This window comes from Ghiorsea bivora (assembly GCF_000744415.1).
GTDB classification, from domain to species: domain Bacteria; phylum Pseudomonadota; class Zetaproteobacteria; order Mariprofundales; family Mariprofundaceae; genus Ghiorsea; species Ghiorsea bivora.
In genome coordinates, this window is record NZ_JQLW01000007.1 from 76,967 (window position 1) to 99,664 (window position 22,698).

The window sequence follows — 22,698 nt, forward strand, 5'->3', positions numbered from 1 at the left end:
AGCGTATTTAACTATTCATTTATTCTGCATAAACCATCAAACTCACAATAGGTGCAAGCCTGCGCATTTTTTGGGCTTACTTGGGCTTCACCAGCCATAAACTCATCGGCTAGATTGTTTAAAGTGTCTTTCCAGTGTTCGGTTAAGGCTTGCCAGTCTTCAGGTTGGTCGTTACGTGGTTTGTAGGCTTTAAGTTTGGGTAATATGTCAGCGTCTTGACTAAAACCCTCAAATTTCACTTCGCCATTACGCACTTGCGCAAAAGTTAAAACATCGACTTGGCTGTTGCTTGCTTGAGATGCCATATAATAAATGGGTAATTGGGGTTCATCGGGGCGATCACCCAAAGCTTTGTTTGCTGAAACCAAGCCTGTTTTATAGTCGATAATGATATGATGACCACTGGCGGTTTTGTCACTTCTATCGATTTTGGTATGTAATACCAAGGGTGAAGATGTACCCAATGTTACAGTCTGTTCAAATTCAAAACCTGTGACTGTGAATGGTTCGCGTGTGCTTTCAAAGTGTAACCACTGCTGCATAAGCTGCTGTAAACGCTTGGTTTCCAAGGTTTTTATATCTTGTGGTACAAGCCTTTTGATGGCTGACCAAGCATGGGCTGCAGCAGCTTGGATGTGTTGGTCTAAAGAATCTTGGTTGATATATTGAAGTAAGGTGGTTGAGTTTTTGGCATGTTTCCAAAAGTATTCTAGGGCAGCATGTAATAAAGTGCCTTGCTCTGCAGCGGTTAAACCCAGCGTGGGTGTTTCTAAGCCGCGCAAACGCAATCGATAGCGGGCAAAAGCTTGAAAAGGACATGCCGATTGCGCTTTAATGATGCCCGTTCCACCTTTTATGTTTTCATCTGTTGTTATCGCTAACATTGTATCAGCAATGTTGGATGTAGATGCCTGATGCTGTTGCAGGTCTAATGCATAACGACTGGAATCATGGTTTGAACCCGCTTGCTCTGTAATATGTTTAACAAATGGCGAGGCTTGTACCTCTTGCCCACCTTTGAGGCTTGCATAACTTACCGATAATGTGGGTGCAATATGCTGAATATGTTGCCACACGCTTTGCGCATACAACCATTCGCGTTCGCTATTGGCATGGGGTGTTTGGTATTGCGTTTGTATATCAAAAGGAATGAGTGGGTGAGGCTTGGCAGCAGGTGGCCATGTTGCATCATCCATACCAAGCACAAATGCATGGTCAAAGGACAAATTGGCGGCTTCAAGTAACCCCATGATTTGAATGTTTGCAAGCCCTGGTGCGGGGCGAAAAACATGTTCAAATGCATGTTCTTGTATATGTGATAATGCTTCAGACCAAGTGATGAAACCACAAAAGTCATCCAAGGCGGGTAAGGAGCTTATCAATGTTTTCCAGTTCTCATGCTGTGCTATTTCATAGGGCAGCGTAAAGCTTTGGCTATTCCAGAAGATACTATCCAAGAATGGCTCGCTTAGGCTAAGCCATTGGGATAATAGTTGTTTGTGAGGCGCGTTTTTTAATGTTTGTTGCTGTTGTAAGATGCATTCAAGGGTGTGGATCAAATGACTGAGGTCAACATCACTTTCTTGGCACAAGTTAAGTAGTTGCTCAGTGTTTAGGTTATATTGGTTTTGCTGCCGTAAGAAGGCATCAAAAGCTGTACGTTGGTTGGCTTCTTCATTATAACCTTGAACATATGGGTTAAGTAAGAACTGACTTATACCTTGAAAGTCTAGGCTGTATTGTTGGGTTAAGCGCAGGAAATGCAATGCCGTTTGAATAAGCGGCTGATTGGCAAGTGGTGAACCCAAAGATATATTGAAGTATGCGCCTTGTTCATCGGCATTGCTTTCTAAACTTAAGCTAGGCGCAAGTTCTTCAGAAAATATTTGGCGAATGGTGGGGGCAATGCGCTCTAAATTGGGTATAAGTACGGCAATGGTATGTTTAGGGTGTTGCACGTTGTATTTCCTGATTTGTTGACAAACTTGTCTGATTTCAACCTCTTCATCTTGATATTTAAACAATGAAATGACTGCTTTGGGTTGGTCATTGGTGACGGTATTAATGCTGCAACCTTGTTGTTGTAAATGTTCAAGGTAGCGGACTTGGGCTGGGCTAAAGCTATCAAAACCATCCAATACAATATGGGTTTGTGAGCCTGTCACCTGAGTTTGTTGCAGTGCCTCGAGGATTTGGAAAGCAAGGTAGTGCTCAGTTTTTTCTTGAATGTTTTGCTGCCAGCGCCATAAAGCAAGGTGCTCTTCCCCTGCATATTGTAAACAGCTGGGGTCAATGTGGAAGTCTGCCAATATTTGTCTGGCATCCATAGCCTGTTTGCTTAATGCCTTGGGGTTGAGTACATGCACTTGTGGGTCTTGGGTTATGCATGTTTGCCATAATAACGTTTCTTGCTGTTTGTTGAGCCATAAACCAATATTGGCATCAGTCCATTGTTGGCGCAGCCAAGTTGACCATGGTAAAACTTGTGGTGTTTCCCATGCTGTTTTGCCAAGCTTTAGCTGTTGTTTTTCAAAAGCCTGTAGACGAAACCTTGCCAATCGCTGGTTGGATGTGATAAGAATACTTTGATTGTTTAATGTTGCGTAAAGCTTGGAAGCAGGAATTTGTGAAAATGCATTGTATGTCACAGATATAGGCTTGCAATTTGTCATGTTTTGGTCTTCAATCATGGTTGCTTAAAGGTGAGAACGGGTTGAGACAGGTATTTCCCCAAAGATAAGGAGAGAAAATGAGCGAAGTTAAAGTCAGTTGCCCACGTTGTAAGGAAAAGTTTGAAGCTGAAGAAGCTGAGGTTTATGAGTGCCCCAAATGTGGTACGAGCATTGTGCAAGAAAAAGATAATTCTGACCAAGAAAAAACCCAAATATTTAAAGCCTAACTTCATTTGGTCTTTTCTTTGAAGACTTGTGCTGGCACAAAGTTTCCCTCAGCGTCAATGTGAGCTGGTATATAGGTTTGTTCTGGCGCTGGGGTGTCATCAATTTGCCAAACTAAAAAGGCTGTGCAAAGAATGCTAATCAGTAGCCAAAGGAAAATAAAAGGTTTACTGATGCGTTTTTTATGAATAGGCGTAACATCAATAATCTCAGGTTCGTGTTGTTTTTTTGAAAGCTTTTTCAGCCATTTTGCACGCATATAAAACCATGTAAGGCGTAATAAAAGCATCAATAAAGCAGGGCCAAAAAAACCGAGTAATGTTAGGAATAAATAACGCATTAGCTTTGCATCAACACGCGAAGTTGCCCTGCATAAGTTTCAGGGTCTGGTTCTTGTCCTGTACGTTGCGATTGATAAACCGTTTCCGCCAACACTTCTAAAATAACATGTAATGTTTCATGACGTTCTTTTTTTAAATTCAGCATATAATGCTCCATGAGTTTTGCTGCTTCTGGCGGATGTTTGGTTGCCAGTTGTTCTTCAATTGCCAGATGAAGGGATAAATGAAGGTAAGGATTCATGCCATCATCGACTTGAAAATCTCTTTCTAGGAAAGTGTCCATATCATTGAAAAAATGATGGTATTCTGGATGCATTGCAATCACCCTAGCAATACGAACTTCCAATGCATTAAGCGGTAAGTCTGCCTGTGCCTTTTGCCAAGCATCCCAAAATATTTGACGATGTGCTCTCAACTGTTCCCTGCTGGGTTGATTGTTTGCCTCTGTCATATCATTACTTTCCTTTTATATGTTATTGTTTTAGCTGTGTGTTGAAGCGTAAACTGCAAAAACATGTTTGTCATCTCATGTTTCGTGAAAATTTATTGTGCAAGAAGCTTTTGAACGTCTATGCTATGGCATATGGCAATGTTAGTTGTTCAAGAAAATGGAAATGAGTGCGAAATTCCTTTACAGGGATCCGTAACGATTGGTAGGCACCCAAGCAATACAATTCGCCTTACTTGCAATGTCGTGTCCAAATATCACGCAATCATTCGCGAAGTGGATGGAACCTTCATTTATGAAGACTTAGGTAGCTCTAACGGTTCCTACTTTCATGAGTTGCGTATCCATGAACACGAATTTAAAAATGGTGATGAAATACGTGTTGGTACAGTGCTTGTCACATTTAAAGAATCTGAATTTGATGATGTGAGTAGCTTGGTTAAGTTTGAACAGTTTGATCCACAACAAACGCAATATGCAGAGCGTGTTGATATTGCTGAAGTGGGGCGTTTTTTGCCTGAGAATGAAGTCCATGATGCCTCAATATTACGCGTGGACTATGAAAAGCTGCGTATGGGGCAGGAATTACTGCAAAGCATTGGGATAGAACGAGATATTCGTAAGTTATTGAATACAATCACAGAACAATTGGTAAGTATGTTTATGGCAGACCGTTGTGTGGTTTTGTTGCTTAACCCTCAAGGTGAGTTTGAGCCAAGAGCTGTTAAAACACTGGGTAACAATAGGGGGAAGGTATCGGTCTCACAAACTGTGCTTAATGAGGTGAAGTCAACCAAGTCTGCTGTATTGTTATCAGATGACTCGCATGCTGGTGAGTTGGCACAGTCTTCATCCTTGGTTTTAATGGGGATTCAATCGGTGATGTGTTCGCCGATTATTCATAATGACAAAGTGATTGGAGCGGTACAGCTTGATTTGCGCAAAGGTCAAGGTGCATTTGTTAAAAAAGACTTGCAGCTTTTGGGCGGTATTGTGGCATATGTTGCGATGGCAGTGGCCAATGCTGGTTTGTCACAAAAAATTGAAAGAGAGGCCAAAACGCAAGCTCAGTTTGAACGTTTGTTATCACCAAGTATTGTGAAACAGCTGGTTTCAGGGCGACTGAAAATTGGTAAAGCGGGAGAGCTTCGTCAGGTGACGATTATGTTTGCGGATATTCGTGGTTTTACGCCTATGAGTCAAAAGGTTTCACCTGCTATTGTGGTGAATATGTTAAACCAATATTTTGAACGTGTGGTGAATATTGTCTTTAAATATGGCGGTACCATCGATAAGTTTATTGGTGATGAGGTCATGATTTTATTTGGTGCCCCCATACCTATGAAAAGACAAGAAGACTCTGCGGTTGCTTGCGCCTTGGAAATTCAGACCATGTTGCGTTCATGGAACAAAGAACGTGCCTTGAAAAGACAGGCGGAAATCCCTGTTGGCATTGGTATCAATAGTGGGGAAGTGGTTGTCGGTTCGATTGGTTCAAGTCTAACTATGCAATATACATGCATTGGTAATGCAGTAAATATAGCTTCACGATTAACGGGTATGGCTAGGGCGGGTGAAGTTGTGGCCAGTAAAGCTACCATGGTGGGTGTGCAGTGTAAGGTGGAATGTGACAAATTGGCTCCAGCCAGTATCAAAGGTATTGATGGACAAGTACAAGCGTATATGGTCAAAGCAATGCATGGTAGGAGCCAAACAGATACTTTGGATGAAGAATAAACAAGAACTAAGTAAAGAAGAAAAAGAACGGCTTATGCGCCAATTGCAATATCGCTTGCGAAGGCAGGGCATGTTAGAATTGGATGCTTGGTTAGCACCGTTGTTTCTTGCTATACATACAGAAAACGCTGAAGTGCTTGTGGCGATAAAAGAAATATTAATGTATGAGGTTCCCGACTTGTTAGCCATGCAAACAGGGGCTTTAGCTATACCAGAGGTCTTAAAACCATGGTTAAAGTCTTAACTGTTTTATGTGTTGTTGCTAGTATTTTGCTTGCCTGTGTTGAGCAAAAAGAGTCGTTTCAAGCGCAAACTGATAAGCCTTTACCCTTGTTGCATATCCAGCCTGAAGTATATCAGCTTGGTGATATTAAAGAGGGGGAGACTGCTGTTGTGACATTTCTTGTTCGCAATAATCATTCAGAGCCTGTTGAGCTGGTGGATATACAGACATCATGTGGTTGTACAGCAGCAGAACCTGATAGTTTTGTGATTATGCCCAATGATTTTACACAGTTGCGGGTAACCGTGGACACGACTGCAAAACAGTCGAATATTAAAAAGTCAATTACAGTGAAAGACTCGTTGGGAAATGAAGCAACAGCTTTGTTAGCGTTTAACGTGGTTGAAAACCCACACTTAAGTTTAAACCGGAAAATTAAAGGTATTTTTGATGGGAAGTGTGCATCGTGTCATTTCGAACCTTTGGTGAAACAACAATCCGCTGCAAAACTATATGCTGTTGGCTGTGCGATGTGTCATGGTGTTGATGCTGAGGGTGAATATGCACCAAAACTAAGAGGTTATGCTTCGTTGTCAGCTTTAAAAACTATCATTAGTGATGGTGTGGGTAGACCGCAAATGCCAGGATTTGCACAAAAAAATGGTGGCCCCTTAACGCCAGAGCAAATCACAGAACTTAGCAAATGGTTAGTGTCTTTGCCTGAGTCCGTACAAAAATAAAAATAGGTTGATGCAATCGCAGCTGAGCAAGCTACACTGCGCAACGTATTGCTGCGCTTTATAGTGTGAAGGAGAATAAGTATGCCTTGGAATCAAAATCAAGACAATAACCCATGGGGAAATAAACCCAAGGGTTCATCAGGTGGGGGAAACAAAGAAACACCTCCTGATTTAGACAAGGTTTTAAAAGACTTGAATGACCGCTTTGGTGGTTTTTTTGGCGGCGGTAAAGGTGGAGATAATGGTGGCTCTCCTGAGGTAAGCAAAGGTATGCTTATAACACTGATTGGTGTGGCTTTTGTAGCATGGCTTGCATCTGGTTTTTATAAAGTTGAAGCCGATGAGGAAGCTGTGGTGCTTCGCTTTGGGCAACATGTGGATACACGTAGCCCAGGTTTGAACTGGCACCTTCCTTATCCGATTGAAACCATTGAAAAGATTCCAACATTATCTGTTCAACGATTAACCATTGGTTTCCGTGCATTTGCAGATGGTCGCACACGAAAAATGAATCAAGAATCATTGATGTTGACCAAAGATGAAAATATCGTGGATATTTCTTTCGTGGTGCAATACAAAATTTCAGATATTCAAAAGTATTTGTTTGAAATTGATGCAACCCAAGCCATTCAAACGGTTAGGGATGCTGCGGAAAGCTCTATTCGTGCAGTCATTGGCAGCACTTTGATTGATGATGTGATGACCGATAAAAAAGCGGAGGTTGAAGCAGAAACGCGTATTGGTATCCAAAAAATACTGGATGCATATAATGCAGGTATTCGTGTCACCACGGTCACCTTAAAAGACGTGCAACCGCCTGAGCGCGTGAGCAAAGAGTTTAAAGATGTGGCGAGTGCGCGAGAAGATAAAGAACGCGCGAAAAACGAAGCTCAGGCGTATGCCAATGGTGTAATTCCCAATGCGCGTGGTGAAGCTAAGAAGAAAATTCTTGAAGCTGAAGCCTATGCCAAAGAAGCGGAAGACCGTGCAATTGGTGAAGCTGACCGCTTTAACAGTTTGCTTCAAGCATACAAAAAAGCACCAGAAGTTACTCGCAAGCGTTTATATTTAGAAACCATGGAAGAAGTACTGGCAGGTGCTGATAAAGTGATTATTGATTCTAAAATAGCAGGGCAAGTATTGCCATACCTTCCTCTGAATAGTGCTGGCAAAGTGGAGGTAAAATAATGAGTCCTAAACAATTGTTAACAGGTGTAGTTATTGCAGCAATTTTTATTTTTGTTAGTCGCAGTGCATTTATTGTGGATCAACGCGACCAAGTGTTGGTGATGCAATTTGGTAATATCGTAAGTGATGGTGCAATTACTAACCCTGGCTTGCACTGGAAACTACCTTGGCAAAACACGGTCGTTTTTGATAAGCGTTTGCTTGCCAGCGATGATCTTCCCAATGAAGTGATTACCAAAGATAAAAAGAAAATTATCGTGGATAGCTTTACACGCTGGAAAATCATAGACCCACTTAAAGTGTATCAGGTGGCGAAAACACGTAACCGTGTGGAATCTCGCATGCAAGATGTGGTGGGTGCAAAAGTGCGTGAAGTGCTTGGTCAACATACTTTGCATGAAATTGTAACTGGTGGTGAAGGTGGCGATAAACGCGCTGCATTGATGGTGTCGATTCGCGATTTGGCAGATGCAGAAGTTGCAAATCTTGGTGTGAAAGTGATTGATGTGCGTATTAAACGTGCTGATTTACCTGCTGAAAACTCGGACTCTGTATTCCGTCGTATGAAAGCTGAACGTCAGCGTATTGCCAAACAATACCGTTCTGAAGGTGAAGAAGCTGCTAAAGAGATTCGCGCAACTGCAGATAAAGAAAGTAAGTTCTTATTGGCTGATGCATATAAACAATCTGAAATCATTAAGGGTAATGCGGATGCGAAAGCAACTAAGATTTATGCCTCAACTTATGAAAAAGATCCTAAGTTTTATGCTTTTACGCGTTCTTTAGAAGCTTACAGGAAGTCTATGGCTACACAAAGCCGTGTGGTGCTATCACCCAACTCTGAATTCTTTAGATTTTTCGAAACATCGAAATAAGAAAACCGCATGAACGATTTATGGGCAGCTTTAGGGTTGGTCTTGGTTTTGGAAGGGGTGCTTTATGCACTCTTTCCTCAAACTATGATTAATATGCTGAAGAATATTCCACAAATGCCCGTTTCTTCTCTTCGGTTTATGGGTTTTTGCGCATTGGCAGTGGGTTGGATGATTGTGTGGTGGGTTAGACACTAAAAAAATCATTTCAGGGCTTGAAAAAGCTTTTCCGTAACACTATCTAGACATTACATATTCTGATTTATATTAATATCAAACGCATAGAGGTAAACATGTCGAAAGAAACCATGAATTTCCAAACAGAAGTGAAACAACTTTTGGATTTGATGATTCACTCCCTTTATTCCAATAAAGAAATATTTTTGCGTGAGCTGATTTCTAATGCATCGGATGCGGCGGATAAACTTCGTTTTGAAGCAACCACTGATGATGCCTTGTTTGAAGGTGATTCGGACTTACATGTATTTGTTGAATTTGATAAAGATGCTAAAACCATCACCATTCGTGATAATGGTATTGGCATGAACCATGAAGAAGTGATTGAAAATATAGGTACGATTGCACGTTCAGGCACCAAAGAGTTTTTTGGTCAGTTGTCAGGTGATCAAGAAAAAGATGCTCATTTGATTGGTCAATTTGGTGTTGGTTTTTACTCATCATTTTTGGTTGCCGATAAAGTGACATTAACCACGCGTAGAGCGGGTTTAACGGCTGAACACGGGGTACGTTGGGAATCAGCGGGTGATGGTGAGTTTACCATTGAAACCGTTAATAAAGAACAACGTGGTACTGAAATTGTACTTCATTTGCGTGATGAAGCAGAAGAGTTTTTAAATGATTGGAAACTTCGTTCGGTTATCAATAAATATGCCGACCATGTTCCATTCCCCATTCGTATGTTTAAACCAGCAGAAGAGGGCAAAGAGCCTGAAATTGAGACAGTGAATCAAGCTTCTGCACTTTGGGCACAATCCAAATCAGAGCTTTCTGATGAAGATTATAACAATTTTTACAAACATGTTGCCCATGATTTTGAAGACCCCTTGGCGCATATCCATCAACGTCTTGAAGGGCAATATGAATATACCTTGTTGTTTTATATTCCAAAACGTGCGCCGTTTGATTTATGGCAAGCTGAAGCTAAACATGGTGTGAAACTTTATGTTAAACGTGTGTTTATCATGGAAGCTACTGAAGATTTGATGCCGCGTTATTTGCGTTTTATACGTGGTGTGATGGATTCTTCAGACTTACCACTAAATGTTTCCCGCGAAATCTTGCAGCATAGCCCAGCCATGACTGCAATGAAAAAAGGTGCTACCAAACGCGTGTTAAGCTGGCTTAAAGACTTGGCAAGCAAAGAAGAAGATAAATACGCTGAGTTTTATGCAGAATTTGGTAACTGCTTGAAAGAAGGCGTGATTGAAGATGAGAAAAACAAAGAAACAATCGCATCATTGTTGCGTTTTTCGAGCACAGAAAATGATGAGCAAACCGTTACCCTTGCCCAATATATTAAGCGTATGAAAGAAGGGCAGGAAGATATTTATTATATTACAGCAGAAAACCTAACTGCTGCTAAAAACAGCCCACACTTGGAAATTTTCCGTAAAAAAGGCATTGAAGTTTTATTGTTGGCAGACCGTATTGATGAATGGCTTGTGGGTCACTTAGACAAATTTGATGGTAAAGAATTGAAGTCTATTGCTAAAGGTGAGCTAGACTTGTCGGGCATTGGTGACAACGCTGAAGAAGACAAAAAAGAACATGACGAGGCAAAAAAATCGGCTGAACCAGCTGTGAAAAAGCTTAAAGAAGCTTTGGGTGATAAAGTGAAAGACGTGCGTACTACCGACCGTTTGACGGCTTCACCAGCTTGTTTGGTAGCCGATGATTTTGATATTTCAGGTAATATGGAGCGTATTTTGAAGCAGGCTGGGCAAGATGTACCAGCCGTAAAACCTATTCTTGAAATCAACCCTGAACATGATTTGGTCAAACGTTTGGCAAAAATGCGCTCTAAAGACAAAATTGCCGATTATTCGGACATTTTGTTTGATCAAGCCGTACTTGCTGAAGGTGCATTGCCTGAAGATCCAGCAGGGTTTGTACGTAAAATCAATGCATTGCTTGTTTCATAGTTGATATAGGTGTCTGCACTTTCATTTAAAATCATCGCCAAAGATGAGCAAGGTTTTGCTCGTCGAGGTGAGGTGACCCTGCCACATGGCAAAGTGCAGACACCTGTTTTTATGCCTGTAGGTACACAAGCCACAGTCAAAAGCTTAACACCTGCTGATTTAACTGATGATATCGGTGCTGAAGTCATCTTGGGTAATACTTACCACCTGATGTTGCGCCCTGGTGCAGATATCGTGGAAAAGATGGGTGGGCTGCATAAGTTTATGGCGTGGGATAGACCTATTCTTACCGATTCTGGTGGGTTTCAAGTGTGGTCTTTGGGGGATTTGCGTAAAATCGAACCTAAAGGTGTACGTTTTCAATCGCATATTGATGGTTCGCGTTGGTTTTTAGGCCCTAAAGAAAGCATGGAAATCCAACGTAAACTGGGCAGCGATATTGTGATGGCGTTCGATGAATGCACGCCATATCCAGCCACTTATGATGAAGCTCGCGAATCCATGGAAATGTCTATGCGTTGGGCAAAAGATTGCCGCGAGCATTTGCCAGTGAACGATACCCAGGCCTTATTTGGTATTGTCCAAGGTGGCATGTACCCTGATTTACGCAAAGAAAGTCTTGCAGCCATTGCTGAAATCGATTTTGAAGGCATTGCTATTGGTGGTTTATCCGTGGGTGAACCCAAAGAAGAGATGATGGCCATGATGGATGCATTAGCCCCATATTTGCCTGAAGATAAGCCGCATTATGTGATGGGTGTAGGTACGCCTGATGACCTTATTGAAGGCATTGATAGGGGCATTGATATGTTTGATTGTGTGATGCCCAGTCGAAATGCACGCAATGGCACATTGTTTACCGACCATGGTAAAATCAACATCAAAAACCTCAAACACCAAACCGATGAAACACCGATTATGGACACTTGCACATGTTATACATGCAAAAACTTTTCTAGAGCGTATCTTCGCCACCTCTTTATGGCGAAAGAGCTTTTAAGTTCGAGGTTGAATACCTTGCATAATCTTCATTACTATTGTGATCTTATGCAAAGAGCACGTATGGCATTGGAAGAAAAACGTTGGCCAGAGTTTCGTGATGGGTTCTTAAAAACCTTTCGCAATCAGTAAGTTAGAACAATATATTAAGGTAAGAAAGGAATGAAAATGAAGACATCAACATTACAAAATATGATTTCAAAAGCAGTATTGGCATTTGCTGTTACGCTTTTACCAGCAAATTTAGCGCATGCTGAAGCCGCAGGCGGCGGCGGTGGTTTTGCCTCATTGATTCCATTGATTCTTATTATGGTCATTTTCTGGGTACTTTTGATTCGCCCGCAGCAAAAACGTATGAAAGAACATGCTGAGCTGATTAAAGGTCTTAAAAAAGGTGATAAAGTGGTTACGGGTGGTGGTATTTATGGTCGCATTACCAATGTAAAAGATGGTGTGGCTATGGTTGAGATAACTGAGGGTGTGATTATTAAAACCAAGCAAGATACGATTGCTGGTTTGCAAGAAAGCCCTAAAACACAAGATAAAAAAGATAAGAAAGATAAAAAAGGGAAGTAATATTTCTATAAAAGGTTAAGGACAAGCTCATGCAAAAATATGCACCTTGGAAATTTTGGTTGATTATTACAGTGCTGGTTGGTGCTGTGATGGGGACAGCCCCGAATGTGACAACAGTACCCAGTTGGTGGCCTGCATCTCTGAGCCAACCATTAAACCTTGGGCTTGACCTGAAAGGTGGTATTCACCTTGTGGTTGATGTTGATATTGAGAAGGTGATTTCACAACAAGTCTCCGATAATATCAATATGATTCGACGCTCATTGCGTGAAGAAAAAATCCGCTATAGAAAATTGGATAGCAATGCGACACAAGTTAGCGTTGTGATTAAAAAAGCTGATGATGTAGCGAAAGCCAAAAAGCTGTTGCGTAAGTTATTGGTGGGTTATGACATGGAACAAACCGATGATCATACCCTTGTATTTACAATTTCTGCAAGTGAAGCCAAAGAAATTAAATCATATGCCATTGAACAAACGATTGAAGTGATTCGTCGTCGTGTGGATGCTTTGGGTACTACGGAACCAGTGATTATGCGCCAAGGTGATAGACGTGTTTTGGTGCAAATTCCAGGTTATGAAGATTCAGCGCATGCGAAGCTTATTATTGGGCAAACAGCGCAGCTTGATTTTAAATTGGTGGATGAAAAGGGAGACTTGGATGCAGCGGTAGCTGGCCGCGTTCCTCCAGGTGACATGATTGCATACTTTGCAGATGGTCGCCCCATTTTATTGAAAAAACGGACAGAACTGTCAGGCAAAGACGTGACTATGGCGCGGATTACCATTGATTCACAAAGCAATCAGCCTGCAGTTTCCTTGAAGTTTAACAATCAGGGTGCACGCAAGTTTGACCGTTTAACCAAGGAAAATGTTAAGAAACGTTTTGCGATTTTGCTTGAAGGTGTGGTGCAATCAGCGCCTGTGATTCAAGAGCGTATTTCAGGTGGTACGGCACAAATTACGGGCTCATTTACGACTGAAGAAGCGCGTAACCTTGCTATTGTATTGCGTGCAGGTGCACTACCTGCGCCTATCAAGGTTGTGGAGGAGCGTTCGATTGGCCCTAGCTTAGGGAAAGACTCCATTGACCAAGGTTTAAACTCGATTCTTTATGGTTTTGTTGCCGTTTTGCTTTTCATGTTGGTTTATTATCGTTTATTTGGTCTTTTTGCCAATATTGCCTTGGCATTTAATATTGTATTGATTGCTGCAGCCATGAGCATGATTGGTGCAACCTTAACCTTACCCGGTATTGCAGGTATCGTATTAACCATTGGTATGGCGGTGGATGCCAATGTGCTGATATTTGAGCGTATACGCGAAGAAATCACCAATGGTAAAACGCCACTTGCCGCCATTGATGGTGGTTACGATAAAGCATTTTCAACCATTATGGATGCCAATATTACAACGCTTATTGCCGCTGTTGTATTGTTCCAGTTTGGCTCGGGACCAATCAAAGGTTTTGCTGTGACACTTAGCGTTGGTATTTTGGCTTCAATGTTTACAGCGATTGTGGTGACACGTGCGATTACATATTTGATGTACCGCAAGCAAAAAAATATTAAAACATTAAGTATCTAAGGGGTTATTATGCAACTTATACGTCCTGACATTAACATTGACTTCTTAGCCAGCCGTAAAAAAGCACTCACGTTCTCTGTGTTCATGATTGTGGTTTCTTTGGCATTGATTGCCTTTAAAGGTTTGAACTTGGGCATCGACTTCACAGGTGGCACATTGGTTGAAGTACGGTTTCATCAACAAGTAAAAACAGCTGATATTCGTCAGGCTCTAGTGCCTGCTGGTTATGGGAAAGCTGTGATTCAAGAGTTTGGTTCACCTGAAGAAATCTTGATTCGAGTGCAAAACCAAGAGGGTGTTGAAGCTTCAGCCATTAGCACTGCAATTTTAGATGCATTAACAGACAAGTTTGGTGCAGACCAAGTTGAAATGCGTAGGGTTGAGTTTGTTGGTCCACAAGTGGGTGAAGAGCTGAAAACAGCAGGTATGATGGCTGTGTTTTATACATTAATTGGTATTTTAATTTATGTTATGGTGAGATTTAAGTTGCGTTTTGCTTTGGGTGCAGATGCGGCAATTTTGCATGATATTATTATTGTGGTTGGTGTGTTCTCTGCCTTACAATTGGAGTTTTCTTTATCCGTGGTTGCAGCACTGCTGACCGTGCTTGGTTATTCGCTGAATGATACGATTGTGGTGTTTGACCGTATCCGTGAAAACTTTGAAGCCAATAAAAAGAAAAAGAATCCTTTGGATGAGGTTGAGGTGTGCAACCAATCTATTAACCAAACACTGGCTCGTACTTTGATGACTTCAGCAACCACGTTGCTTGTGGTCTTTTCATTGTATTTCTTTGGTGGTGAAGTGATTCACAACTTTGCATTTGCTTTATTGGTTGGTATTGGCGTGGGTACATACTCATCCATCTTTATTGCATCACCCATTATGCTGGCATTAGAAGGCAAGTTTGAAATGTCCGAAGAAGAGCTAAAAGAATTGGAAAACCGCCCTTAATTTATGTTAGGTACAGCCATGCAAGGGGATATTACCCCAGATCTCGAAAGTGGACAGCGTATATTTCATGCTTATGGGGACACCTTTTTTCAACTGGGTCCTGATAAAATTGAGGCTAGTTTTTATTTTCATCAAGGTGAAGTGCATACACCTTGGTTAAAACAAGATATTTCAACATTAACCATTGCTGACTTGAAATGGCTTGAAACACATACACCGGAGGTTTTGGTGATTGGTACGGGCAGACGCACTGCATTTCCCAGTCATGATGTGATGGATTATTTGGCTGATTTGCATGTGGGTTTTGAATGTATGGATTCATTATCGGCAGCGCGTACGTTTAATATTTTGGTTGGGGAAGGGCGTGATATTGCAGCAGCCATGCTTTTGCCCAATGTTCGAGGTTAATCCTGCATGATGCCACGTTATGAACTGATGATTGAAACCCATTTCTCAGCAGCCCACCAGTTGCGTGGTTATGCTGGGGATTGTGCGCGTTTGCACGGGCATAACTGGCATGTGCGCTTGTATGTGGGTTGTAGTGAGCTTGATGAGCTTGGTATGGGCATAGACTACAAAATCATGAAAACCGAGCTTAAAGCAGCTTTGGATCCCTGGGATCATTATAACTTAAATGATGTAGCACCATTTGATGTGATTAACCCAACCAGTGAGAATGTGGCAGCTGAATTGTATAAAGAAATGGTCAAACGCTTGGAAAATGATCGCCTTAAAATTTCGCGTGTTGAAATTTCAGAAACATGCACCGCTAAAGTGACGTATTGGCCATGATAAGAATCTTGCTTATAGCTGCGTTATTGGTGCTATTTTCAGCTTGTAGCGATAGTGTGGAACCTATCAAAGTTGAAAAAGGCGAACACACGCAAAAACCATATGAACAAAATGCAGTAGATGCAGTGGGTGTCGCAGAAGGTGACAAACAAGTTTCACCCAATGGACGACCTGCTTATTAATCATCACATCACATCACATGGTTACTTTAGAGTGATAAATTTGTGATATTTATGCCTTACACTGGTCACATCTTAAAAAAGAAGGTGAACTGTGATGAATAAAGTCCGAAACTATACAATTGTTTTGATAAGTATTGCGCTTCTATTGCTCACCCTACCTACATTCATAACTGCCAAAGATGATATGGCAAAAGGTAGTATGATGGGAACAATGTCCAATACAGAAAAAGCGATTTTTGCTGGTGGTTGCTTTTGGTGTATGGAAAAACCATTTGAGCAGCTTGATGGTGTAAAATCTGTGGTTTCTGGTTACAGCACGGGCAATATCAAAAATCCAACCTACCAAAATTATATGTCAGGTGGGCATTTGGAAGTGGTTGAAATTACTTATAACCCTGCACAAACAAGTTATGAAAAACTTTTGGATGTGTTTTGGCATCAAATTGATCCTACCGATGCTGGTGGTCAGTTTGTGGATAGGGGATATGCATACACAACGGGCATTTTTTATTTGAATGAAAAACAACACAGCCTTGCTGAAGCTTCTAAAGCCAAGATAGAAGCAAGTGGGGTGTTTTCTAAACCGATTGTGACACCCATTAAACCAGCACAAACCTTTTATATGGCAGAAACATATCATCAAGACTATTATAAAAAGAATCCCTTACGTTATTGGTATTACCGTAAAGGTTCAGGTCGTGACCAATATTTGGATAAAATTTGGGGAAAAGACCGAGGAGAGCATAAAAAAATGGCTGACTTAAAAGATAAACTTACACCGTTACAGTATGAAGTAACCCAAGAAGAGGGCACAGAACCACCATTTAACAATGCCTATTGGGATAATAAAGAAGCGGGCATTTATGTGGATATTGTATCGGGTGAGCCGTTGTTTAGCTCCAAAGACAAATTCAAATCAGGCACTGGCTGGCCTAGCTTTGACCGCCCATTGGTGAAAGAGAATATCATTGAGAAGGTTGATCGCCGCTTATTTAGCACCCGCACCGAAGTGCGCAGCAAACAGGGTAATTCGCACCTTGGGCATGTGTTCAACGATGGTCCAAGCGAAACCACAGGCCTGCGCTACTGCATCAATTCCGCAGCCTTGCGCTTTGTTCCTGTGAGTGAACTTGAAAAAGAAGGTTATGGTCAGTTCTTAACTTCGTTTAAATAACGTCGTAGTTTACAAGTGCTGAGTGTGATTACTTTTTAGACAGTAGATACGAATATTGTTTATACTCCATACGTTAAGACAGTCGTTACGCTAGCACCAAAAACGACAAAGGACATAGTCACCATAAACACAATCATGCTGCGTGATACGTTGTCCACATGCTTCTCATTTTTATGCTCGTCTCTTGTTTCAGTATGACTTGAATGGCTAGGTGTTGAATGTTCTTGCATATTTACATCATCACTATGATTTAGTCGCACCGTCATCATACCGTGCTTCATATGATTGGAAACTAACCACCAGTTTATCGGATAAGCTGCAATAAATCCTATCAATAATGCCATCGACATGATGAACCAGAACTCCATTGATATTAGGCTACTACTTTCAGGTACCATACGCATGCCAAATGATGTAACGAGTACCATAGCTGCCATGAGATAATTCATTGAAACCAGTTCAGGTATAAATGTATTTTTTAGAGCCTTATAAAACGAACCACCTGACGACTCTTTCATAAACAAAGCCTGAAATATTGTCCATCCGAAGCCAAATCCCAGAAGGTATTCAAGACCAATTTCTGCTGGTTTAGATAAATGAATTATACTGCCAAGTATAGCGCCAGCTAATATTCCTAAGCCATCGCCAGCTACGCAGTGCATAGTTGAACCTAATACTTGGCGCCAAAGTGTTGCCGTGTATTTTTCGTGTAATCCAGGTAGTGGTTCGCGACATCCTAGTATGTATAAAAACGCTCCGATTGGCCCAGTATAGGCTGTGAGTAATATAAACCCCCATTTTAATACTGGCGACTCTGGAGTTTTAATGCTATCGATTGCAACAAATAGTACTGAAGCAGCCGTAAGAATAAACCATAGTAGCATTACACCTGATAACATCTTGATTCACCTTAATTTTATTGTTAATGATCATAAATATGGGTGAGTAAAGTTATGATGTCAATGTACCGCATATAACGCTGCAGATTAACCCTTCTGTGTTTGCATAAAATGAATATAAAAAAGTGAAGTTTATTCATGTACTTAACTTTTTTCACTATTGCTTCTTTTTCCATGTAATGCTCGGCAATAGGTATTACCTGTTGTGAAAGCTCCCTTTAAACATGGTGATATAGTTGTTACGATAATTACTTAGTCATATCGATCCTAACTATGCAAACTATTAGACTTAGTTATCACGTGATACAAATGTGATAAGTTGGTGATAACCGTGTGACTTCTCCATGCGTTAATAGCTGCGTTCCCAAAGAGGGGCAATAAAAATAAGGAGAAGGAATCATGAAAAAACATATTACACTTGCAGGCATGGCACTTGGTTTGTTGATTAGCCAAAGTGCTTTTGCACAAAACTTTACTGTTGCCGTGACCAATTTGACGAATGGTATCTATTTCACACCGTTGCTTGTCACCGCAGCACCATCAACCACACACCTTTATACACCGGGTATGGCTGCATCAGCCAATCTTCAAGCGATGGCTGAAGGTGGCGATACAGCGGGGTTAACAACAGACCTTATGGCAGTTGGCGCTGATATTGCAGCAGCCAATGCTACGCCAATGGCACCGGGTGCAACTGCAACGGCAACATTCACCAACACAGCCGCAGCCAACACACACTTATCGGTGGTGGGTATGCTTTTACCTACCAATGATGGCTTTGTTGGCTTGGATAGTATCATGGTGCCCACAGCCGCAGGCACATACACGTTCTTTGCCAATGCTTATGATGCTGGTACTGAAGCCAATAATGAACTTATTGTTGCGGGTAGTGGTGCGCCGAACACTTTGGGTATTCCTGCTGACCCGGGTGCTGCTAATGGCACGGGTGGTACAGGCGTTGCCGCAGTGGATGCCAATACAACCGTACATATTCACCGTGGCATCATTGGTGATACAAATCCAACGGCTGGCATCAGTGATTTGGATACAACAGTTCACCGCTGGTTAAACCCTGTGGCACAAATTGTTGTCACTGTGCAGTAAGGGAGATGATGATGAATACTTATAAAAGTATCAATATTTTAGCCATCACCTTAGGTCTTGCGCTTTATGGTTGTAGCAGCTCTAGCACAACAACGCCAAGCAGTGGTGGTACAACTACACCAACCCCTGCATCGTATGAAATCACTTTAACCAATCTCACGGGGGCACAAGCGATTGCACCCGTTGCCGTTGTTCTGCATACCTCAGGTTACAATATGGGTATGTTGGGAACTTCAGCAAGCCTAGCATTGGAAAAATTGGCTGAAGGTGGTGACAATGTCATGTTGCTAAGTGAAGCCAATGCCCACGCTTCTGTATTAACATCAGTGGGTGGGGCAGGTGCGATTATGCCTGCTGCATCGGAAACATTGATGGCAAATGTGACTGATTCGGCAGGTTTGCAATTAAGCGTGGCAGGTATGCTGGTGAACACCAATGATGGTTTTGCAGCCCTACAAGGTTTGGATATTTCAACCTTGGCTGTGGGTGAATCAACATCTGCATTTTTAGCCGTGTTTGATGCAGGCACAGAAGCCAACACTGAAACAGCAGCAACCATGCCAGGCACAGGCGGGACGGGTTTTGATGCAGTGCGTGATGACACGGGCTTTATCAGCATTCATCGCGGTGTTGTGACTGTGGATGATGGTTTAGCCACATCAGGCTTGATGGACAAACATCGGTTTGATAATCCAGCACTAAAAGTTGTTATCCGTAGAGTAAGTTAAAAGCAATGATATGAAGCGGCATCAATTTTTATTGGTGCCGCTTCGTGGTTTGTAAGATCATAAAACCAAAACAAGACTACTTTATAAACATTAGGCATAGTTTGGAGTGATATGAACAAACAGATTCTCATCGTGGAAGACAACGCAGACCTTGCAAGCTTAATTGCCTTGCATGTGCAAGATATGGGTTGTACATCAGATATTGCAGGCGATGGCGGCAAAGCCTTGCGTCTTTATGAACAAAATGATTACGACCTTGTGCTTTTGGACATCATGTTGCCTGTGATGGATGGTATTGAGGTGTGCAAAAAGATGCGTGAGGGCGGTAAATACATTCCCATTATGATGCTTACATCCAAAACATCTGAAATTGACCGCGTGGTGGGTTTAGAAGTCGGCGCTGATGATTATATCAGCAAACCATTCAGTATTCCTGAGCTGCTGGCGCGCATTAAAGCGCAGTTTCGTAGCGTGGATGCCTTGATTAAATCTCAAGAGAATGTGAAGCAAAATAACACCATGCAAGTGGGGGATATGTCCATCGATTTGGCTAAACGGCAAGTCTTCATTGCAGACAAAGAAATTCAATTAACCGCCAAAGAGTTTGATTTATTGGTGTATTTTGCCAAACACCCCGGGCAAGTGTTTACCCGTAGCCAACTGCTTGACCATGTGTGGGGTTATCAGTTTGAAGGCTATGACCATACCGTCAACACCCATATCAATCGCCTTCGTATGAAAGTGGAGCAAGATGCAGCCAATCCTGAATATATTCTTACGGTTTGGGGCGTGGGCTATAAATTTGGCGACAGTAAACGGTGAATTGACCATGATACATACACTTTATGCACGCCTTGCGCTTACGCTGACACTGGCTTTGGGGCTGGTTGGTCTGATTTATGGTGTATTTATGTTTACCACCGTGCAGAAAAATACCCAATATGCCGAACAATTGTTAAATCGTAACCTTGCAAAAACATTGGTGAATGAACGCAATCTTGTGCATGAAAACACATTGGATAAACAAGCACTCAAGGATATGTTTATGGCATATATGACGGTGAATCCAAGCATTGAAATTTATTTATTGGATTTGCAGGGTAAGGTTTTGTCCTATTCCGCAGACCCCGGGCAAGTAAAACGCGACCATGTTTCACTTCAACCTATTCGTGCATTTTTACAAAAGAATGCAAGTTTCCCCTTGCTCGGTGACGACCCTCGTTCATTGGATAGGCAAAAAGTTTTTTCAGTGACACCCATCCCCATGACGGATAATCCCAGTGGTTATTTATATGTGATTTTGAGAGGTGAGCAATATGATGCTGTAGAACAGTTGGCTAGGGATAAAGAATTATTATATTTGGGTGCTTGGGTGGTGAGCATTGCCTTGTTTGTCAGCCTTGTAGTTGGTTTATTGGTGTTTTATCCGATTACACGTCGTTTACGTAAGCTTTCCCAACAGGTGGATGCATTTCGTCAATCTGAATTTAGAACATTGCCTGATTTTCAAGCATCAGAAGGCAAGGATGAATTAAGTCAACTTGAGCGTAATGTGGCAGAAATGGCAAAACAAACCGTGCAACAGTTTGAACAGATATCCAAACAGGATGTCAAACGCCGTGACTTATTCGCCAGTCTTTCTCATGACTTACGCACACCACTTGCAGCATTACATGGCTATTTGGAAACCCTTGAAATGAAAGCAGACAGTTTGGATGAACAACAACGCCATGCATATACTGAGCGGGCGATTAAGTTTAGTGATAGGCTGAAGCATTTAATTGATGAGCTGTTTGAAATGGCAAAATTGGACACCTTAGATTCAGCACCACAAATTGAACCCTTTGCTTTGCCTGAATTGGTGCAAGATATGTTGCAGCAATATGAAGCTGGCGCACAACATAGGGGTGTATCTTTGGTGATGAAAGGCGATACACATATGCCCTTGGTGCAAGCGGATATTGCCTTGATTCAAAGGGTGTTTGAGAATTTATTGGGTAATGCTTTGCGTTATGTTAAAAAGGGTGATGTGATTACTGTATCATTGGAAAAGCATGATATGTATGTGAAGGTTGAGCTTGCTGATACAGGATGTGGCATACAGGAAGATATTTTACCGCATATTTTTGACCCTTTGTACCAAGGCAACAATACCCATCGTGGTGATGAGCATTCTGGGCTTGGCTTGGCGATTGTGAAGCGTATTTTGGAGCTTCATCAAAGCCATATCCAAGTGCAAAGTACATTAAACCATGGTACACGTTTCACATTTAGACTTTTTTATACAGGAGAGCACAACCATGCTTAAAACGATACTTTTCACATTATGTTTGTCGTATGCATCAACAGCCCTTGCTGCTGATGGTAAGATTTACCTTCTTAAAGGCCCTGTGCTGATTAATGGTCATTTAGCATCCAAAGATACACCGATTCACTTTAGTGATGAGGTGCTTACGGGTGATAAAGCGCGGATTATCATGAAACTCGATGGCAGTGTGTATCGTATGGGTGGGCGTTCGCGTTTGGCATTGCCTGAACAAACGGAAAACTTTACTTTAAATGTATTTTTCGGCTCTGTTTTGGCTGTGTTTAAACGGAACACAGCCAAAACCATCCATACAAAAACTGCAGTGTTGGGTGTGCGCGGTACGGGTGTATTTTTAAATGTGGATCACGACCAAACATATTTGTGCACATGTTATGGTGATATAGATTTTTCAGATGTGAACGATATAGATAATGTGGCGCATATTCATGCTGAATACCATCAAGTGGTTGCCTTGAATCATCACACCCACAGCTTTTCCACACCCGCCATGGTTGGACATGTAAGCCAAGACCTATTTGAGCTTGAAGCACTCGCCGAACGCACGCCACCATCCACCTTTACCGTTGACGCTCATGCCAACAATAAAGTGGAATTTTAATGCTAAGGAAGCCCTGAATAAGTCTGGATGAAATACATTGTATTTCAGGGTATTCAACATCAAGGCGTGAGTTGCATGGAATAGCACGGCTATTGCTTAAACTGCACAACGCAGAGTTTGGATGCACTGGACACAATATATGCGTTCATGACTTGTTCAGAGATTCCCT

At 41.8% G+C, this 22,698-nt stretch carries 25 protein-coding genes; 21 read left to right on the top strand and 4 right to left on the bottom strand.

The genetic code is table 11. The features are described from left to right. Positions 1 to 11: 11 nt before the first annotated feature. Positions 12 to 2,672 carry a PD-(D/E)XK nuclease family protein gene (locus tag DM09_RS04835; protein ID WP_157753601.1) on the bottom strand — a complete coding sequence of 887 codons (2,661 nt, stop codon included), beginning with the start codon at positions 2,670 to 2,672 and terminating at the stop codon, positions 12 to 14. A gap of 77 nt (positions 2,673 to 2,749) precedes the next feature. Between DM09_RS04835 and DM09_RS11550 the strand changes: the two genes are divergently transcribed. Further along, a complete protein-coding gene (locus DM09_RS11550) occupies positions 2,750 to 2,899 on the top strand; it encodes a hypothetical protein (RefSeq protein WP_157753602.1) in 150 nt (49 codons plus the stop codon). Between the two features lie 2 nt (positions 2,900 to 2,901). Here DM09_RS11550 and DM09_RS04840 read toward each other — a convergent pair whose 3' ends face one another. Both DM09_RS04840 and DM09_RS04845 read right to left on the bottom strand, forming a co-directional pair. Then, complete coding sequence (locus tag DM09_RS04840) at positions 2,902 to 3,237, bottom strand: hypothetical protein (RefSeq protein WP_038248104.1); 336 nt, start codon at positions 3,235 to 3,237, stop codon at positions 2,902 to 2,904. Next, on the bottom strand, positions 3,237 to 3,689 hold the full coding sequence (locus DM09_RS04845) for a DUF1841 family protein (protein ID WP_038248106.1): 453 nt from the start codon (positions 3,687 to 3,689) through the stop codon (positions 3,237 to 3,239). Before DM09_RS04845 ends, DM09_RS04840 begins: the two co-directional genes overlap by 1 nt. A gap of 138 nt (positions 3,690 to 3,827) precedes the next feature. Between DM09_RS04845 and DM09_RS04850 the strand changes: the two genes are divergently transcribed. From DM09_RS04850 to msrB, 15 genes are all read left to right on the top strand, one after another. Further along, positions 3,828 to 5,423, top strand: coding sequence for an adenylate/guanylate cyclase domain-containing protein (locus DM09_RS04850; protein WP_269764227.1), 1,596 nt, complete (start codon positions 3,828 to 3,830; stop codon positions 5,421 to 5,423). Further along, a complete protein-coding gene (locus DM09_RS04855) occupies positions 5,413 to 5,667 on the top strand; it encodes a succinate dehydrogenase assembly factor 2 (RefSeq protein WP_038248109.1) in 255 nt (84 codons plus the stop codon). The genes DM09_RS04850 and DM09_RS04855 overlap by 11 nt, the downstream gene beginning before the upstream one ends. Next, complete coding sequence (locus DM09_RS04860; protein WP_051938165.1) at positions 5,652 to 6,386, top strand: DUF1573 domain-containing protein; 735 nt, start codon at positions 5,652 to 5,654, stop codon at positions 6,384 to 6,386. Before DM09_RS04855 ends, DM09_RS04860 begins: the two co-directional genes overlap by 16 nt. Positions 6,387 to 6,467: 81 nt before the next feature. Further along, a complete protein-coding gene (gene hflK, locus DM09_RS04865; RefSeq protein WP_038248112.1) occupies positions 6,468 to 7,574 on the top strand; it encodes an FtsH protease activity modulator HflK in 1,107 nt (368 codons plus the stop codon). Beyond that, positions 7,574 to 8,449, top strand: a complete 876-nt coding sequence (hflC, locus tag DM09_RS04870; protein ID WP_038248113.1) for a protease modulator HflC — start codon at positions 7,574 to 7,576, stop codon at positions 8,447 to 8,449. Before hflK ends, hflC begins: the two co-directional genes overlap by 1 nt. Before the next feature lie 9 nt (positions 8,450 to 8,458). Further along, positions 8,459 to 8,644, top strand: a complete 186-nt coding sequence (locus tag DM09_RS04875; protein WP_038248116.1) for a DUF2065 domain-containing protein — start codon at positions 8,459 to 8,461, stop codon at positions 8,642 to 8,644. Positions 8,645 to 8,739: 95 nt separating this feature from the next. Next, positions 8,740 to 10,608, top strand: a complete 1,869-nt coding sequence (gene htpG, locus DM09_RS04880; RefSeq protein WP_038248118.1) for a molecular chaperone HtpG — start codon at positions 8,740 to 8,742, stop codon at positions 10,606 to 10,608. Between the two features lie 9 nt (positions 10,609 to 10,617). After that, on the top strand, positions 10,618 to 11,739 hold the full coding sequence (gene tgt / locus DM09_RS04885) for a tRNA guanosine(34) transglycosylase Tgt (protein WP_038248120.1): 1,122 nt from the start codon (positions 10,618 to 10,620) through the stop codon (positions 11,737 to 11,739). Between the two features lie 36 nt (positions 11,740 to 11,775). Next, positions 11,776 to 12,183: a preprotein translocase subunit YajC gene (gene yajC / locus DM09_RS04890; RefSeq protein ID WP_232507753.1), complete on the top strand. Its 408-nt coding sequence runs from the start codon at positions 11,776 to 11,778 to the stop codon at positions 12,181 to 12,183. Positions 12,184 to 12,212: 29 nt separating this feature from the next. After that, a complete protein-coding gene (gene secD / locus DM09_RS04895; protein WP_038248121.1) occupies positions 12,213 to 13,769 on the top strand; it encodes a protein translocase subunit SecD in 1,557 nt (518 codons plus the stop codon). Positions 13,770 to 13,778: 9 nt separating this feature from the next. Next, positions 13,779 to 14,723 (top strand): protein translocase subunit SecF, encoded by a 945-nt coding sequence (secF, locus tag DM09_RS04900; protein WP_038248122.1) that lies wholly within the window; start codon positions 13,779 to 13,781, stop codon positions 14,721 to 14,723. Between the two features lie 18 nt (positions 14,724 to 14,741). After that, entirely contained in the window at positions 14,742 to 15,131 is a 390-nt protein-coding gene (locus DM09_RS11350) for an Mth938-like domain-containing protein (RefSeq protein ID WP_081881114.1), read from the top strand. A gap of 6 nt (positions 15,132 to 15,137) precedes the next feature. Next, complete coding sequence (queD, locus tag DM09_RS04910; RefSeq protein WP_318024142.1) at positions 15,138 to 15,515, top strand: 6-carboxytetrahydropterin synthase QueD; 378 nt, start codon at positions 15,138 to 15,140, stop codon at positions 15,513 to 15,515. Continuing rightward, positions 15,512 to 15,697, top strand: coding sequence for a hypothetical protein (locus tag DM09_RS04915; RefSeq protein WP_038248124.1), 186 nt, complete (start codon positions 15,512 to 15,514; stop codon positions 15,695 to 15,697). Before queD ends, DM09_RS04915 begins: the two co-directional genes overlap by 4 nt. Positions 15,698 to 15,791: 94 nt before the next feature. Further along, a complete protein-coding gene (gene msrB, locus DM09_RS04920; RefSeq protein ID WP_081881102.1) occupies positions 15,792 to 16,871 on the top strand; it encodes a peptide-methionine (R)-S-oxide reductase MsrB in 1,080 nt (359 codons plus the stop codon). A 59-nt stretch (positions 16,872 to 16,930) separates the two neighbouring features. On the opposite strand, the gene DM09_RS04925 is transcribed toward msrB, so the two are convergent. Further along, positions 16,931 to 17,770, bottom strand: coding sequence for a DUF4396 domain-containing protein (locus DM09_RS04925; protein ID WP_038248125.1), 840 nt, complete (start codon positions 17,768 to 17,770; stop codon positions 16,931 to 16,933). A gap of 399 nt (positions 17,771 to 18,169) precedes the next feature. Between DM09_RS04925 and DM09_RS04930 the strand changes: the two genes are divergently transcribed. The 5 genes from DM09_RS04930 (at position 18,170) to DM09_RS04950 (ending at position 22,529) form a co-directional block, all read left to right on the top strand. Next, positions 18,170 to 18,874 carry a spondin domain-containing protein gene (locus DM09_RS04930; RefSeq protein ID WP_038248126.1) on the top strand — a complete coding sequence of 235 codons (705 nt, stop codon included), beginning with the start codon at positions 18,170 to 18,172 and terminating at the stop codon, positions 18,872 to 18,874. Between the two features lie 11 nt (positions 18,875 to 18,885). Then, on the top strand, positions 18,886 to 19,602 hold the full coding sequence (locus DM09_RS04935; RefSeq protein WP_051938167.1) for a spondin domain-containing protein: 717 nt from the start codon (positions 18,886 to 18,888) through the stop codon (positions 19,600 to 19,602). A 111-nt stretch (positions 19,603 to 19,713) separates the two neighbouring features. Further along, complete coding sequence (locus DM09_RS04940; RefSeq protein ID WP_038248129.1) at positions 19,714 to 20,424, top strand: response regulator transcription factor; 711 nt, start codon at positions 19,714 to 19,716, stop codon at positions 20,422 to 20,424. 7 nt (positions 20,425 to 20,431) lie between these two features. Continuing rightward, positions 20,432 to 21,910, top strand: coding sequence for a sensor histidine kinase (locus DM09_RS04945; RefSeq protein WP_038248132.1), 1,479 nt, complete (start codon positions 20,432 to 20,434; stop codon positions 21,908 to 21,910). Next, positions 21,903 to 22,529, top strand: a complete 627-nt coding sequence (locus DM09_RS04950) for a FecR domain-containing protein (RefSeq protein WP_038248133.1) — start codon at positions 21,903 to 21,905, stop codon at positions 22,527 to 22,529. The genes DM09_RS04945 and DM09_RS04950 overlap by 8 nt, the downstream gene beginning before the upstream one ends. The last annotated feature ends 169 nt before the right edge of the window (positions 22,530 to 22,698 follow it).

Coding starts and splice junctions, on each gene's coding strand:
- DM09_RS04835 (WP_157753601.1), bottom strand. CDS start 2,672: ATGACAAATTGCAAGCCTATATCTGTGACATACAATGCATTTTCACAA.
- DM09_RS11550 (WP_157753602.1), top strand. CDS start 2,750: ATGAGCGAAGTTAAAGTCAGTTGCCCACGTTGTAAGGAAAAGTTTGAA.
- DM09_RS04840 (WP_038248104.1), bottom strand. CDS start 3,237: ATGCGTTATTTATTCCTAACATTACTCGGTTTTTTTGGCCCTGCTTTA.
- DM09_RS04845 (WP_038248106.1), bottom strand. CDS start 3,689: ATGACAGAGGCAAACAATCAACCCAGCAGGGAACAGTTGAGAGCACAT.
- DM09_RS04850 (WP_269764227.1), top strand. CDS start 3,828: ATGTTAGTTGTTCAAGAAAATGGAAATGAGTGCGAAATTCCTTTACAG.
- DM09_RS04855 (WP_038248109.1), top strand. CDS start 5,413: ATGAAGAATAAACAAGAACTAAGTAAAGAAGAAAAAGAACGGCTTATG.
- DM09_RS04860 (WP_051938165.1), top strand. CDS start 5,652: ATGGTTAAAGTCTTAACTGTTTTATGTGTTGTTGCTAGTATTTTGCTT.
- hflK (WP_038248112.1), top strand. CDS start 6,468: ATGCCTTGGAATCAAAATCAAGACAATAACCCATGGGGAAATAAACCC.
- hflC (WP_038248113.1), top strand. CDS start 7,574: ATGAGTCCTAAACAATTGTTAACAGGTGTAGTTATTGCAGCAATTTTT.
- DM09_RS04875 (WP_038248116.1), top strand. CDS start 8,459: ATGAACGATTTATGGGCAGCTTTAGGGTTGGTCTTGGTTTTGGAAGGG.
- htpG (WP_038248118.1), top strand. CDS start 8,740: ATGTCGAAAGAAACCATGAATTTCCAAACAGAAGTGAAACAACTTTTG.
- yajC (WP_232507753.1), top strand. CDS start 11,776: ATGAAGACATCAACATTACAAAATATGATTTCAAAAGCAGTATTGGCA.
- secD (WP_038248121.1), top strand. CDS start 12,213: ATGCAAAAATATGCACCTTGGAAATTTTGGTTGATTATTACAGTGCTG.
- secF (WP_038248122.1), top strand. CDS start 13,779: ATGCAACTTATACGTCCTGACATTAACATTGACTTCTTAGCCAGCCGT.
- DM09_RS11350 (WP_081881114.1), top strand. CDS start 14,742: ATGCAAGGGGATATTACCCCAGATCTCGAAAGTGGACAGCGTATATTT.
- queD (WP_318024142.1), top strand. CDS start 15,138: ATGATGCCACGTTATGAACTGATGATTGAAACCCATTTCTCAGCAGCC.
- DM09_RS04915 (WP_038248124.1), top strand. CDS start 15,512: ATGATAAGAATCTTGCTTATAGCTGCGTTATTGGTGCTATTTTCAGCT.
- msrB (WP_081881102.1), top strand. CDS start 15,792: ATGAATAAAGTCCGAAACTATACAATTGTTTTGATAAGTATTGCGCTT.
- DM09_RS04925 (WP_038248125.1), bottom strand. CDS start 17,770: ATGTTATCAGGTGTAATGCTACTATGGTTTATTCTTACGGCTGCTTCA.
- DM09_RS04930 (WP_038248126.1), top strand. CDS start 18,170: ATGAAAAAACATATTACACTTGCAGGCATGGCACTTGGTTTGTTGATT.
- DM09_RS04935 (WP_051938167.1), top strand. CDS start 18,886: ATGAATACTTATAAAAGTATCAATATTTTAGCCATCACCTTAGGTCTT.
- DM09_RS04940 (WP_038248129.1), top strand. CDS start 19,714: ATGAACAAACAGATTCTCATCGTGGAAGACAACGCAGACCTTGCAAGC.
- DM09_RS04945 (WP_038248132.1), top strand. CDS start 20,432: ATGATACATACACTTTATGCACGCCTTGCGCTTACGCTGACACTGGCT.
- DM09_RS04950 (WP_038248133.1), top strand. CDS start 21,903: ATGCTTAAAACGATACTTTTCACATTATGTTTGTCGTATGCATCAACA.